The organism is Maricaulis maris MCS10, assembly GCF_000014745.1.
Classification (GTDB): Bacteria; Pseudomonadota; Alphaproteobacteria; order Caulobacterales; family Maricaulaceae; genus Maricaulis; species Maricaulis maris_A.
In genome coordinates, this window is the sequence record NC_008347.1 from 2,850,057 (window position 1) to 2,864,597 (window position 14,541).

The 14,541-nt window shown below is 62.2% G+C and carries 8 protein-coding genes; 4 read left to right on the forward strand and 4 right to left on the reverse strand.

Features of this window, described 5'->3' with window-relative positions; genetic code table 11:
- Window positions 1–38: 38 nt before the first annotated feature.
- The 3 genes from MMAR10_RS13560 (at window position 39) to MMAR10_RS13570 (ending at window position 3,029) form a co-directional block, all read left to right on the forward strand.
- Window positions 39–497, forward strand: coding sequence for a hypothetical protein (locus tag MMAR10_RS13560; protein WP_011644557.1), 459 nt, complete (start codon window positions 39–41; stop codon window positions 495–497).
- Window positions 498–602: 105 nt separating this feature from the next.
- Window positions 603–1,808, forward strand: coding sequence for a hypothetical protein (locus tag MMAR10_RS13565; RefSeq protein WP_011644558.1), 1,206 nt, complete (start codon window positions 603–605; stop codon window positions 1,806–1,808).
- A 90-nt stretch (window positions 1,809–1,898) separates the two neighbouring features.
- Window positions 1,899–3,029, forward strand: coding sequence for a hypothetical protein (locus MMAR10_RS13570; RefSeq protein WP_011644559.1), 1,131 nt, complete (start codon window positions 1,899–1,901; stop codon window positions 3,027–3,029).
- A gap of 70 nt (window positions 3,030–3,099) precedes the next feature.
- On the opposite strand, the gene MMAR10_RS13575 is transcribed toward MMAR10_RS13570, so the two are convergent.
- Both MMAR10_RS13575 and MMAR10_RS13580 read right to left on the reverse strand, forming a co-directional pair.
- On the reverse strand, window positions 3,100–6,684 hold the full coding sequence (locus MMAR10_RS13575; protein ID WP_011644560.1) for an ABC transporter permease/M1 family aminopeptidase: 3,585 nt from the start codon (window positions 6,682–6,684) through the stop codon (window positions 3,100–3,102).
- Between the two features lie 28 nt (window positions 6,685–6,712).
- Entirely contained in the window at window positions 6,713–7,600 is an 888-nt protein-coding gene (locus MMAR10_RS13580; RefSeq protein WP_011644561.1) for an ABC transporter ATP-binding protein, read from the reverse strand.
- Between the two features lie 206 nt (window positions 7,601–7,806).
- Here MMAR10_RS13580 and MMAR10_RS13585 point away from each other — a divergent pair, with 206 nt between their 5' ends.
- Window positions 7,807–9,615, forward strand: coding sequence for an ABC-F family ATP-binding cassette domain-containing protein (locus MMAR10_RS13585; protein ID WP_011644562.1), 1,809 nt, complete (start codon window positions 7,807–7,809; stop codon window positions 9,613–9,615).
- Window positions 9,616–9,618: 3 nt separating this feature from the next.
- Here the strand turns inward: MMAR10_RS13585 and MMAR10_RS13590 are convergent, their stop codons facing one another.
- Window positions 9,619–12,282, reverse strand: a complete 2,664-nt coding sequence (locus tag MMAR10_RS13590; protein WP_011644563.1) for a M14 metallopeptidase family protein — start codon at window positions 12,280–12,282, stop codon at window positions 9,619–9,621.
- Between the two features lie 75 nt (window positions 12,283–12,357).
- Window positions 12,358–14,337: an alkyl/aryl-sulfatase gene (locus MMAR10_RS13595; RefSeq protein ID WP_011644564.1), complete on the reverse strand. Its 1,980-nt coding sequence runs from the start codon at window positions 14,335–14,337 to the stop codon at window positions 12,358–12,360.
- Window positions 14,338–14,541 lie beyond the last annotated feature (204 nt).

Sequence of the window (14,541 nt, forward strand, 5' to 3'; positions counted from 1 at the left end):
TCGCGTCCAGCCTGTAGAGTACCAGCGAGGCATTCGGGATGACGACAGTGCGAACAGTAGCGATCTACCTTCTCGCAGTCCTCGTCGGGACGATACTCGTCAGCCTGGCCAATACCCATGTCGACCTGCAAGCGCTTGCCCGGATTGGCGCAGAGATACCGGTTGCCGTACGTGTAGATGCCAGCCTGCGTGACCTGCAGGGCTTCGCGCCGACCCTGTTGGCCCTGAACCTGATCGGCTTCGCTATCGCCTTTCCCGTGGCCGGCTGGGTTGCCCACTGGCTGGGACCAAGCTGGCGACTGATCGGGTTTGCACTCGCCGGCGGGCTGGTCGTGATCGTCATGATGGGTGCGATCACCGTGATTTATCGCGCATTGCTCGACTCGACTATTACACCGGTCGCCGCCAGCCGCGAACTATCTGGCCTGCTGACCCTGGCGCTGGGCGGCGTGATCGCCGGAGGGTTGTTCGCCAGCCTGAAGCCGGCAGCGGATTAACCGCGTCATCCAGCATTCGACTCAATTGAAGGTCGAATGCGGGTGCGGCGACAGACCTCTCCTTAAATCAGGTGCCCTAGCGTGGCCTCATCGAAGGAGGCGCCGATGACTCGAATCCGCGAAACCGTGCGATCCGACCTGCGCAACATCATCAAGGGCGGTGCAACTTCGCGCATTCTTGACCTGCATTCGATTGCCAAACGGTATGGCGAATTTGATGCCCATGCCGATAACCCATTCTTCCAGCACTCCCGCCTGAACCGCTGTTTCGTGGTCAAGCACACGGTGCGGGCCCATGAACGCCCCTATGTGATGTCGAGCCAGCCCGTCGTGACCAAGGTTCTCGTACCGCTCGCCCATGACGACCTCGCCCTGGGCGGACACGCCGTCTTTGTCGAGGAACTGGGCTTTGCCACCAAGATGCGGACCCTGTTCGAACGCACCGACGAGCCGCACCTGCTCGATCTCGACCTTATCCGTCTTCGCGAGCTGGCGGCCCTGCCCTCCTTCGATCCCTTCCTGATCGCCGAGCGTTTCCGCGACCATGTCCGCCCGATTGATGATTGCTATTTCAACATCACCGATGCCGAGGTCGACCGGATGGAATCCTCGGTCGCCAAACAGATCGTGTCGGTGATTGCCCTCGCTTTTGGTGAGGAAAGCGGCGGGCGGGATGACGAGCGAGCCATGCGCTTCACCCGCCAGCTCCTGTCGGGTGATCTGGATGGCCGCATGCAGGCCCTTCGCAGGTCACTCGACATGACCGAGATCGAATTCAAGTCCGGCATCTTTGGCTGGAAGGGCGTGCTCTATTACCGCTGGTGCATGAGTGAAGCCCTGGGCGCCTTGAAGTCTTTCATCACCCAACTCAAGGCGGCCTCCATCGTCGGTGCGTCGGCGCAGGAGCATCACGAACTCCAGCACATGCGCCGGACCATCATTGACGAGACACGACATCGCTGGAAAAGCCTGACATCGGTGATGGACGAGTATGAACGGGTTTTCGGCCGCTTCTGCCGGGGCGAGGACGTCAACGGTTTCCGCAATTTCCTGCTCAAGGCGCCGACGCTATTCTACGATGTCGGCAGCGACCTCTCTGTCGTCAGTCACATCCCGGGCTACTGGAGCTATTGGGCCAGGCAGAACACCAAGGGCTTCCTGCATGCCCGCGAGGCCATGATGCTGTTTTCCGACTTCACGGCCAGCGTCACCCGTATCGCGCCCGGCAGCGGCGCCCGACCGGAGGATGGCCGTCGCCGCATGCATTCACCGATCCCTCACCCGGTCGTCCAGGCGGTGAGTGCAGCCTGACCGCATAAGATATGAGCCACCCGACGGCGCCAGATTACCAATCAGACATTGTTGTCCGCCAAGCTGGCCAGTCCAAGGGTGGGATCGGGCATGGACGCAAACTTGAAACGGATAGTCCAGGGCGGGGCGACTACCCGTATTCTCGACCTGTATTCGATCACCCGCGCCTATGCGGACGATCTGGAATTCGAACGTCGACCGGTTTTCCAACACCCCAAGCTGAACCACGCCTTCCTGATCAAACACACCGTCCGCCCGCACGAGCGGGCCATGCTGGCCATCGACGCCGCCGTGGTCACCAAGGTCATCATCCCGATCAGCATCGATGATCTGGGCATGGGCGGCCATTCACTGTTTGTCGAGGAACGGCGCGGCCTCACCAAATTGCGACGCTTCCTCGATATTTCGGTCGAAGGCGGTGAACATCTGGATGATGACCTGGTCCGTCTGCGTGAACTGTCCAAACTGCCGTCCTTCGATCCCTTCCTGCTGGCTGACCGGTTCTTGCGCCACGAACGTCCCATCGACCCCCGCTATTTCCAGATCGCACCGAAAGAACGCAAGGCCATGCAGGCCTATGTTGCCAAGCAAATCGCCGGCGTTGTCGGTCTGGCATTCGGCCACGAAAACCTGGCCGATGATGACGAGCGGGCGCTCAAATTCGCCGTCGAGATCATAGAGGGCGAAGACACACCGAAGATGAACGCCTTGCGCCAGACACTGGGGATGACCAAGGAAGAGTTCGTCGACGGCATGTTCGGCTGGAAGGGCGTGCTCTACTATCGCTGGAAGCTGAATGACACGACCGACCGCCTGCGCCGCTTCGTCATGGAGTTGGACGATCTGATCATACGCGGCGTCACGCCGCAGGAGCGCCGCCAGATCGACGAGATCCGCAAGCGGATCCTCAAGGAAACCCGTCAGCGCTGGGCAGCCCTGGTCTCGGTACTCGACGGTTTCCAGGAAGAATTCGAACGCTTCAGCAAGAGCGGTGACGCGGAAACCATCCGCGACTTCCTGCTCAAGGCACCCAGCTTTTTCTACCATTTGGGCAGCGACCTTTCTGCGCTGAGCCATGTGACATCCTATTGGGAATACTGGTGGCGCAATCGCGATCCAGGGTCGTTGGCCGCACGCGACGCAATGGAAGTCTTCCCGGCATTCCTGCGCAGCCTGATCCGTGACAAGGGACAGGGTGTGCCCAAAGCCGTGATCGGCTGATTGCCCGTCGGTCGGACACAAAAAAGCCGGACCCGAAGGCCCGGCTCTTCCGTTGCCGCTGAGCGCCGGTCTATTCGATCGTGACCGGCATCAGATTGTCATCCGAATTGCGGTCGATCAGCTTGTTGTACGGGTCGATGCCGGCATAGAGCGGCTGCTCGTCGACGATCAACTCGATCCGCATCGTGGTCTCGTTGATGCGGTGCTTGTCCATGTAGAGCACATGGCCCGAGCCTTCATAGGCATCGTCGAGATCTTCCGTGAAGACACCGATATCGATCATGTAGTCGATGTCTTCCTCGGTCTGCTCGCCATCGCCGCCGGCTTCGTACTTGTGAGCCTCGACTTCCAGCACCAGATCCCAGCGACCATCATCGCGTTCGCTCGCCGTGGCCGAGGTCACATTGAGATCGAACAGGACGATACGCTCGAAGAAGTCATGGATCATCGCCTCATGCTCGGGCCCGGCCTCCTCGCGCAGCAAGCGCAGGAAATCGAGCGTGATCGCGTAGGGGTCGGACGAATAGGCCCGCTCGGCGATCAGGCGTTGCATGGTGCGGTTGACCACGTCCTCACCGACATAGTCCTGCAGCGCATACATGATCACCGCACCCTTGCGGTAATGGACATACGCCTGGTTCTCGACCCGATAGAGCGGGAGCTCCTCGATCGCCTCCGAGCCACGCGCCGACAGATAACTGTCGAGCTCGTATTTCAGAAAGCGGCGCATATGGTCCTCGCCATATTCCTGGCGCATCACCATCAGGGCCGAATACTGGGCGAAGGTCTCGACCAGCATCGTACCGCCCTGAACATTCGCCGACATGACCTGGTGCGCCCACCACTGGTGCGCCGCTTCGTGAGCGGTGACGTAGTAGACATAGTCGATGTCCTGCGGATCCGAGAGGTCGGCGATGAAGCCGATGCTTTCCGAATAGGCAATCGTGTTCGGGAAGGACTGCGCGAAGCTCGCATAGGCCGGGAACTCCATCATGCGGTATTGCCGGTATTGATACGGGCTGAAATGCTCCGAGAAATAGGCGATGGAATCCTCACCGGCCTCGAGCATGCGCTCGACATTCCAGTGATGGTCGGGATGGTAGAAGACCTGGAAATCGACGCCGTCCTGCTGCCGTTCCGCAACCGCGTAATCGGCAGACATCCAGTTGAAGAAATTCAGGATCGGACGATCCATCACATACTCGAAATAACGACGCCCTCCGTCTTCCCATTCACGCTGGAGATAGCCCGGCGCGATGGCGATCTGGTCCGGAGACGTTGAGACGATCGTCCGGAAGCCGGTATAGCCGCCACCGATGTAATTCTCGTCCCAATGGCTTTCATCCTCGAGGGCATAAGCCCGCTCAACCGGCTCCAATCCTTCCCGCCGGCGATCCTGCCGGTCGGTCAGGCGGCGACCTTCATTGAAACCGATGATCGGCATCGACTCGCCATTGTTGAAGAAGGCACCATTGTAGACGACCGAGGAAACATTGCCCGAATTGCGGAAGCCCGGATTATTGCGTTCGACGGAAAAGTCGAAACGCCGGGTATCGCCAGGCTCCAGCGGCGTGCCGAGGTCGAAGGAATAGAGGTAGAAGCGCTCATCCGATGAGGCCAGCTCACCGCCTTCAACCGCGTGCTCGACGATCGTCGTGCCCGGACCATAGGAAATCCACAGCGTGTCGATCGCCTCATCGGTCTGGTTTTCGAGGACATAATGCCCTGTCGCGGCATAGCGCCGCTGCGCCGGGAAGATGTCGACATTGATGTTCGTGTCGACAACAAGCGGCTGCGGCAAGTCCTGCAGGTGAATGTATTGACGCTCATATTCCGCCGCCATGGCCCGCTGGTCAGGACCGGAGATATAGGTGTTGCGGATATTGGTGTTGTAGAAAATCCAGCCACCCGTCGCACCGCCGCCGACGACGGCGACAAGAGCGACCAGCGCTGTTGCCGGCGAATAGCCGGTAAAGAGGCGGCCGATACGCTGGCTGATCGGGGTCAGCGCTCCGCGGCTCCACAGCTGATAGGCGAAGACCATCAGCAGCAGGGCCCAGAAACCCCAATACGCCATGAACCACAGGGAAATGCCGAGGAAGTGGCCATAGCCATTCATGTCCGAATACGGCGCCCCGGGCGAAAAGCCATACTGGTAGAGGCTGTGATCAAACCCGACCTGGCTCATCACCAGGGACATCACGAAATAGACCAGCATGGCGGCCATGCCGAGCCAGCGATTGTTGAAGACAACCTGCAGGAAAATCGCCAGGGCCGACAACAGGGCCGACGGCAGGACGAGTTCCATCACGCCGCGGATCGCATACTGGCTGATTTCCAGAACCGTATAGCCCATCGCCAATTGCGACAGCATGCCGGCGATGATCGCCACCAGGGCCAGCGAGATGATGACCACGGTCATCGCCACGAATTTCGCGGTGATGAAGACCCAGCTTTCCGTCGGTGTGGATTCGGTGATCTCGTTGAACGCATAGCGCCGCTCACGCCACATCAACTCGGCAGCGTAATAGATCACCACCACGATCGGAATGATGCCGAAAGCGCCATTGATCGTGTCCATAATGATCCGGGTGGTCGGAAAATTGTCCGTTCCGTAAAGCCCGTTGGCGAGGAAGAATCCCGGCACCGTATTGAACAGTCCCAGGGCCAGGATGATCCAGAAGGCGATGTTGAACACAACGCCTTTGACCTCGAAATCGACACGGGCAAAGAATTGTTGCCGCGCGGACTTTGCACCAAGCGTCGGAGTGACGCGCGGCAACTCAATGTCGGCAATGGCATGCCGGGAACCGGCTGTCGCGACAGCAGATTTCCGCTTGGCCGCGCCACCGGCATTGCCGCTCCGGAAACGGAAGGTGACCAGGTTCAGCACCAGCAGGGCCGCGCCGATCCCGATCCACAGAAACCGGTTGGCCAAGGTCGTACCTTCGAACGGGATGACCTGGGAATTCTGCTCGAACGCGGTCCAGTAACGGGTCGCCTCATTGAACGTATTCAGGCCGAACGGATCGATCAGGGCCAGCGTTTCGCGCAAGGCCGGTTCTTGGCGGGCGATGATCGACCCGACGAGATACAGGACAAGCAGGGCAACAAATCCGACCCAGACCATCATGGTCGAGCGGGTGAAATTGGCGACGGTGAACAGGATGGTTCCAACCACCCACATATTCACCAGGCCAATCACGGCGTAGACATAGACATACCAGTCCAGGCGCGTCGGACCGATCAATTCCTGGTCCAGCCAGGGCATGACCGAGCCGATCAGGAAGGCGATCGGCACGACGGCAAAGCACAGCGCGGTGGCCACGAAGCCACCAATGAAACGCCCGAGCACAAAATCGAACTCCCTGATCGGGCGTGAGAAGAACAATTCTTCCATCTTGAAGCTCTTGTCCCGGATGACACCGGACGACAGGAAGGCGACCGGTATCAGCCCGCCAAAGAGCGAGAAGATCAGCACATTGACGGTCAACGCGTTCGGCGAATTGATATTGGTCGCACCGCCGCCGCCGACCTGGATCTGGTCAATGGTGACTCCGCCGAAGACGAGGAGGAAGAAAATCGCGAAAACCGCGATGAAGACGGGTGAGAAAAGCTGATAGCGGATCTCGAACCCTGCGATCTTGGAGAGCATGATGTGCTCCTTTCTGCTGGGTTGAGACTTAAGCCGCTGCCGCAGCGGACTGGCCGCCACGGATGGTCGAGAAATAGACATCTTCCAGGTCGGCAGCCGCCGACACGAAATCATCGCCCGGCTGGCTGTCGGCCAGGACACGGATCATCACCTGGCCCATGGTCAGGCGTTCCGAGATGACATTGTGGCGGGTGCGCAGCTCGGCGAGGTCGGACTTGGCGGCCGTCTTCGACCAGACCTTGCCCTCAATTGCCTCGACCAGGTCGGCCGGCACGCCCTGGGCGACGATCTTGCCCTGGTTCATGATTGCCATTTTCGGGCACAGGTCGGACACGTCCTCGACGATATGGGTCGACAGGATGACCACGACGTTTTCGCCGATCTCGGACAGGAGATTGTGGAAACGGTTGCGCTCTTCCGGGTCGAGGCCGGCGGTCGGCTCGTCGACGATGATCAGCTGCGGATCACCCAGCAGGGCCTGGGCAATACCGAAACGCTGGCGCATGCCGCCGGAATAGGAGGCGACCGACTTCTTGGCGTGCTGGGTCAGATTGGTCTGTTCCAGCAGGGATTCGACAACCTGTTTGCGTTCCTTGGTATTGGTCAGTCCCTTGAGGACGGCGAGATGGTCCAGCATGGCCCGCGCCGACATGCGCGGATAGACGCCGAAATCCTGCGGCAGATAGCCCAGCGTGGCGCGCAGCGCCTTGGGATTTTTGACGATATCGATCTCACCGAAGGTCGCCTCGCCTGTGTCGGGGGCCTGCAGGGTGGCCAGGGTGCGCATCAGCGTCGACTTGCCGGCGCCATTGGGGCCGAGCAGGCCGAACATGCCCTTGGGGATGTCCAGCGTGACCCCGTCCATGGCACGCACGCCATTGCCATAGGTTTTCGTGAGATTCTTGATCGTCAGCATGATGTTATTGCGCCGGCTTTGCCCGCGTCCCTCTCCTGTCCCTGGGCGCCAACCTAGGCCGCGCCCCATTATGGCGCAAATGAGGCTTTGTTCAGGATCGGCGCCAGAGGGACGCGTGACCCTGATTGTCCCCCCCAAGCGCTTTTGGGCGTGTTTCCTGCCGGAACAACGTGACCGCAAGCCTTCGCGATTGTATGCGGAGACACATGGCCCCACCTCTCCTCACCCTCCAGAACATCCATCTCACCTTCGGCGTGACGCCGCTGCTCGCGGGTGCCGACCTGCAGGTTGATGAAGGCGAACGCCTGTGCCTGGTCGGGCGCAATGGTTCGGGAAAGTCGACCCTGCTCAAGGTCGCGGCCGGTCTGGTCGAGTGCGATGAGGGTGACCGTTTTGTCCACCCCTCGGCCACGGTACGTTACCTGGAGCAGGACCCGGACCTGTCGGCCCACGCCACGATCCGCGACTATGTGATGTCCGGCCTGGCACCCGGCGATGCCGACTACCGGGCCGACTATCTGCTCGAAAAACTCGGCCTGACCGGCGAGGAAACACCCGGGCAGGTCTCCGGCGGCGAAGCCCGCCGCGCGGCCCTGGTCCGGGCGCTGGCGCCGGATCCCGACATCCTCCTGCTGGACGAGCCGACCAACCATCTCGACTTGCCGGCCATTGAATGGCTGGAAGAGGAGCTGCGCCATTGCCGCTCGGCCCTCGTCCTGATCAGCCATGACCGCCGCTTCCTGGAAAACCTGACCCGCAAGACCGTCTGGCTCGACCGCGGCCAGACCCGCCAGCTCGACCAGGGCTTTGGCGGTTTCGAGGCCTGGCGCGACACGGTGCTGGAACAGGAACAGGACGAGTTGCACAAGCTCGACCGCAAGATCGTGCGCGAGGAAGACTGGCTGCGCTATGGCGTCACCGCCCGGCGCAAGCGCAATGTGCGCCGCCTGGGTGATCTGCACGCCCTCAAGCAACAGCGCCGCGACCATCGCGGACCGCAAGGCCAGGTCAAGCTGGAAGTCTCCGACGCCAATGAAAGCGGCAAGCTGGTCGCCGAGGCCAAGAACGTCTCGCTGAGCTATTGCGAGCGCGCCATTGTCAGCGACTTCTCGACCAAGATCGCCCGCAATGCCCGTATCGGGCTGGTCGGCCCGAATGGTGCCGGCAAGACCACCTTGCTCAACATCCTGACCGGCCAGCTGGCGCCGGACAGCGGCTCGGTCCGCCTCGGTACCAAGCTGGAAATCGCCTCGCTCGACCAGAAGCGCGTCGCCCTGAAGGATGACTGGACCCTGTCGGAAGCCCTCACCCAGGGCAGCGGCAACCAGGTCGAAGTCGGTGGCAAGACCAAGCATGTGGTCGCCTATATGAAGGATTTCCTCTTCCCGCCGGAGCAGGCCAATACGCCGGTCCATGTATTGTCGGGCGGCGAGCGGGCGCGGATCATGCTGGCGCGGGCGCTGGCCCTGCCGTCCAACCTGCTGGTCCTCGACGAACCGACCAATGATCTCGACCTGGAGACGCTCGACCTGTTGCAAGGCCTGATCGCGGACTATGCCGGCACGGTCTTCCTGGTCTCGCACGACCGCGACTTCCTCGACCGCTGCTGCACCTCGGTGATCATCGCCGAGGGTGATGGCATCTGGCAGGAATATGCCGGCGGCTATGCTGACATGGTCGCCCAGCGCGGCGCCGGCGTCAGCGCACTCGACAAGTCTGGCGGCAAATCCGGCAAGTCAGCCGACAAGCCGACCGCCAGCGCCGAGGCCAAGCCGGAACGCCGCCGCATGGCCAACAAGGATCGCTACGCCCTCAAACTCCTGCCCGACGAGATCGAGAAACTCAGCCAGGAAATCGCGCGCCTGGAAGCCGACATGGCCGACCCCAAACTCTTCGCCGACAGCGCCCGCTTCACCGCCGTCTCCAAACGCCTCGGCGAAGCCATGCAGGACCGCGCCGACAAGGAAGACCGCTGGCTCGAACTGGAAGCCCTGCGCGAGGAGATCGAGGGCTGACCGCTATCGCAGCGCTCGTGAATGCGCCGGGCCGAGAAGGATGGCGTTGAGGAGCAAGAGGTCGAGGCCTTCCAGATAGGCGCGTGTGGTCGGTGACTGGGTGATGGCCACGACCTGTCCGGCGCCCTGGCTGGTCGACAGGACGAAGGGCTTCAGGGCCAACTGGTCGGCATACTCCTGCCACAGATACCCGCCGGCGAGCAGCGCGTCGCGCTCGTCAAAGCGCAGGGCCGTCGTCGCATCATCCATCGCCACCGGCGCATAGATGTCGGAGCCGGTGACCAGCGCCGCGGCGCCGCCATCATATCCCGAGGCCATCCAGGCATTGGGATTGGCGACCACATTCACCAGCGCGCCCGGCGAGGATTCCGGCATGGAACCGGCCGTCGCTTCCAGCACGCGCAGCTCGGCCTCATTGGCCAGAACGCTACCGTCAACAACCTGCCCGGATGCAGCGGCCCCATCACGCGGCGTGTCGGCGGCACGCTCGCGCTGGGCCGGGATCAGGCCGACATCAGCCGACGCCAGCCAGCGGGTGGCATCGCCGAGACCAACCAGCACACCGCCTTCGCGGACAAATTCGCTGATCGCGCGCGCACCCGACGAGCCGAGCGTGCTCGACAGGCCGCCATAGCCCTGCTCGGGGACGATGAGGACATCATAATTGTCCAGCTGTGCCCGCCCGACGGAACGGGTGCGGATCACCGAGACCGGAATGTCGTGGCGACGCTCAAGGACATAGCGTGTCGCGCCGGCCGAGGTCGGGTCGGTACCGGCATCCCAGAGCATGGCGACACGCGGCGCTCGCAGGGCGAGGAAATTCGAGCTGCCCGGATTGGGGCCCTCATCAACCCAGCTGGTGGCCATGCCTTCGAAGCGGGCGCCGCTCTCCGCGGCGAGACGGTTCATCAATGCGTCCAGGTCATCGGGCGCGCCATGGCGCGGCACGACGACCGAGCCGCGCGGGAAATTTCGGTCACCGATGCGGAAAGCCAGGTCGGTCGTGCGCATGGCAATGCCGGCATGCGCCAGAGCCGCCACAAAGCGGGCCTGTCCGGCATCGGTCCAGGCGATGACATAGCCCCACTCGGCACTGTGCTGCGTTGTGACGCGTTCGATCGGCATTTCCGGATCAACCGCTTCAGTCGCCAGGGTCGGCGAACGACGGCAGGTGGCAGAATCGACATTGTTCATCAGAGGCAATGACCAGGCGGTCACGTCATACAGCTCATGACCCAACCCGTCGGCCCGGCGACGCTCCTGCTCGACCATGAAGTCGGCCGGAAGGTCCGTGGTGGCCTCCAGCAAGGTTCGGGCAAGGCGCCCGGCTGGCTGGTCGAAGCGGACCAGGAATCCGCCATCGTCCAACCGCGTACCGCAGGCCGACGTGCCCGGCTCAACGCGACCCACCTCGATGCCCTGGGCGGCGAGATTGCGGGCCATGCGTTCCGCGCCCCAGCGATTGCCGGACAGCGACAACAGCATGGCTTGCGGATCGTCGGCACTCGTCGAGGCACTGGCACGGAAATTGACGAAATCGTTGAGAAAGCGCTCGCGGTTCTCGGCCACGACCTGGGCGGTCGACAGGCTGGCCACGAAGTGGTGATTGACGCCGTCCGCATAGGTCAAGGTCGAACCGTCGCGGCGGCGCCAGGCCAGGCCGCGGGCCGACGCCTGCTCATAGGTCATCGCGACCGCGCCCTGCAGGGTTGGCCACATATCGCCATAGCCCGGATAGAAGGCGTCATAGACCTCGCGCGTGAAATAGGCATAGCCGAGACGGTCGAACCAAGTCCCGTGATTACGGCCGATCAGACCCTGGGCATCACGCTGGGACTGAACAATCTCGGGATTGAAGGGTTCCGCCGACGGGGCGAAGAAATAAGTGCTGTCGCCACTCATCTCGTGGGCATCAACCACGACAACCGGGCGCCATTCCAGGATCGCGTCGGTGCGGCCACGCGTTTCCGGCTGGGTGCGGGCAAACCAGTCGCGGTTCAGATCGAAAAGATAGTGGTTGTAACGACCGCCCGGCCACGGCTCGTCATGCTCGGCGGTATAGCGATCGCCGCTGAACTCAAGGCCGCGTGCGGCGCGGAAAGACTGGAGGAAACGGTTGCGACCGTCCGGGTTCTGGGTCGGATCGACCACGACAATGGTGTTGGCGAAGATGGTCTCGACGGTCGGGTCATCCTGCGCCGCGAGCAGATGGTAGGCCGTGCGCAAACCGGCATCGGTGGATGAAATCTCGTTGCCGTGCACGCCATAGGAGAGCCAGACAACGGCCGGCAGGTCGGCGATCAGCGCCTGGCGACTGGCGGCATCAAGACCACGGGGGTCGGCCAGGCTGGCCAGTCCGGAGCGTATATCATCAAGACGGGCCATCACCTCGGGGCTGGCGATGACGGCATAGGCCAGCGGGCGGCCTTCCCAGCTGCGGGCATATTCGACCACTTCGACCCGGTCCGGCGCGGCCGCTTCAAGCGTGTAGAGATAATCGATGGCATCTTCCGGCGGGGTAATCTCCTCGCCGAACGCGTATCCGAAAGTCGCCCGTGCATCCGGGATCGCCGGATCGTAGCGCGCCTCGAACGGCGATGGCTGCGCCAGGACCTCTCCGGCTCCGGAGATCAGGACAGCACTGGCAGCAAGAATGGCGCGAAACATGAAAAACCCCCGGGACGATTGAACAAACACTAAACCAGCTTTTGCCACGCGTGGAAAAGCCCCCAGACCAGCGCCTTACGGCGTGACGACCGGAAAATCGGCTTGTGGCTGCTCCAGCATGGCGAAAAACCCGAGCAGGGCCAGACGGTCACCCTCGATCGCGAAGTCCTCCGAGCCGATCATGTCCATCAGGCCCGCCTCCTGTTGCAACAGGCGCAACCAGAAACCCCGTGTCAGCGTGACCGTCGCATCCGCATCGTCCAAGGATGTGACCTGGCGATGATGCATGACGCCATTGGACAGGCTGACGACATGGGTCTCACCCACGTCTGAAAAGATGAAGTTGAAGCTTCGGTCACGATCAGCCGCCCGACCACTGTCCAGCCGCGTCGCCATCGCTGCGAAGAACATGTCGAGCGGGATTTCGTTGAGGATTGCAGATCCGGCCGCCGTCGCATCGAGGGCCGCCACCCCGTTGCGCAATTCATGGGCGCCGGTCAGGTAGACGTCGCGCCAGGGCGCCGACTCAGCGGCATAACCCAATTGCTCATAGGCCCGGGCAAGGACGTCGCGCGCCATGGCGTCATCCGGCGCCGCAAAGACGGCGTGCTGCGCCAGCTCGGCAGCCCACCGGTCATCCCCCTCGTCATGCGCCTCCTGCGCCATCCGGACGACCGCATCGACGCCGCCCATCGCCTCGACATATCGCTGCGCCGCAGCCGTGCGCGGCAGCGGGTCGAGATGGGCGGGCACGGCATCATACCAGCCGAAATAGCGTTGGTAGACGGCCCGGGCATTATGCTTGAGCGTGCCGTAATAGCCCTGGACCGCGAACACCTCTGCCAGACCCTCAGGCAGGGAAATTGTCTCGGCAATCTCGTCCGGCCCCAGGCCCTGCGCGGCGAGGCGTAGCGTCTGGTCATGGATGAATTTGTAGACATCACGCTGGGCTACAAGGAAATCGGCCGCCTCGTCCTGACCCCAGACCGGCCAATGATGGGAATTGAAGATGACCTGCGTGCGCGGACCGAAACTGCGCAGCGCATCGTCGATCGCGCCCGACCAGGCCAGCGCATCGCGAACCTCGGCGCCGCGCAAGGTGTAGAGATTGTGCAGGGTGCGCGAGACCAGCTCGGCGCCGCACCAGGCCTGGAGATCAGGGAAGAAGACCGTCAGCTCGGCCGGTGCCTCGGTATCGGGAGCATACTGGAATTCCATACGCACCCCGTCGATTTCCAGAGTCTGACCCGTCCGGTCGATCACATGGGTGGGTCGGGCAATGGTGTGCGTGCCCAGGGCGGGATGCTTGCCCAGACCCGACCCGACATGGCCGCGCGGGGAGCGTGGCAGCTGGGTGCCGTACATGTAGCCGGCCCGCCGCCCCATCACGATACCGGCCATGACATTCTCGCTGACCGAAGCGTCCAGGAAGCCGGCCGGGGCGATGATCGGCGTGTCGGGCCCCGCCACCGCACCAACACCACCAAAATGATCAATATGGGAGTGGGTCAGGATGACGGCGCTGACCGGCCGCTCGCCCAGTTCGCGATTGACCAGGGCCATCGCGGCCTGCGCGGTTTCGACCGAGGTCAGCGGATCGATGATGATGCGGCCGCTCTCGCCTTCAATCACCGACATGTTGGCCAGATCATATCCGCGCACCTGATAGATACCCGGGACCACCTCGAACAGGCCATGATGATTGTTCAGGCGGGCCTGCCGCCACAGGCCAGGATGGACGCTTGCGACGGGTGGTTCCGACAGGAAATCATAGTCGGCAGCGCGCCAGATGACGCCACCGTCTGGATCGCGAATTTCCAGATTTTCATCCCGCCCGATGAGACCGCGCACAGCCAGGGCCTCATCATCCGAGGTGATCGCGCCGATCCGGACAGCCTCTCGACGGTTGGCGGCAATCGTCGAAGGTGACGCCGGATTGAAACCGTGAGAGTCAGGCCCAGAGCTGCCCTCCGCCAGTTCGATCGCGGGCTCACTCCCACTACAAGCCGCCAGCAGAGCGCCAAGCCCGACAACCATCACTATCACGCGCCGCATGAGATCCTCCCCATCACAGTATGCCCACAAGCCTAAACCCCATTTCGGGATTTGACGACGCAAATTCACGCTCAATACCACACAAGCAACCGAATTTGCTGGCATTTTCGATAAAGGCGGCTAGATTCGGCACTCTTGTCCGCCGACGGGTCTCATCGTTTGCCCCGGCAGGAGTATGCATGACGCTCGACACGATCTGGAATG

Excerpts from the sequence above, each read along its gene's own strand:
- MMAR10_RS13560 (WP_011644557.1), top strand. The coding sequence starts at position 39 with ATGACGACAGTGCGAACAGTAGCGATCTACCTTCTCGCAGTCCTCGTC.
- MMAR10_RS13565 (WP_011644558.1), top strand. The coding sequence starts at position 603 with ATGACTCGAATCCGCGAAACCGTGCGATCCGACCTGCGCAACATCATC.
- MMAR10_RS13570 (WP_011644559.1), top strand. The coding sequence starts at position 1,899 with ATGGACGCAAACTTGAAACGGATAGTCCAGGGCGGGGCGACTACCCGT.
- MMAR10_RS13575 (WP_011644560.1), bottom strand. The coding sequence starts at position 6,684 with ATGCTCTCCAAGATCGCAGGGTTCGAGATCCGCTATCAGCTTTTCTCA.
- MMAR10_RS13580 (WP_011644561.1), bottom strand. The coding sequence starts at position 7,600 with ATGCTGACGATCAAGAATCTCACGAAAACCTATGGCAATGGCGTGCGT.
- MMAR10_RS13585 (WP_011644562.1), top strand. The coding sequence starts at position 7,807 with ATGGCCCCACCTCTCCTCACCCTCCAGAACATCCATCTCACCTTCGGC.
- MMAR10_RS13590 (WP_011644563.1), bottom strand. The coding sequence starts at position 12,282 with ATGTTTCGCGCCATTCTTGCTGCCAGTGCTGTCCTGATCTCCGGAGCC.
- MMAR10_RS13595 (WP_011644564.1), bottom strand. The coding sequence starts at position 14,337 with ATGCGGCGCGTGATAGTGATGGTTGTCGGGCTTGGCGCTCTGCTGGCG.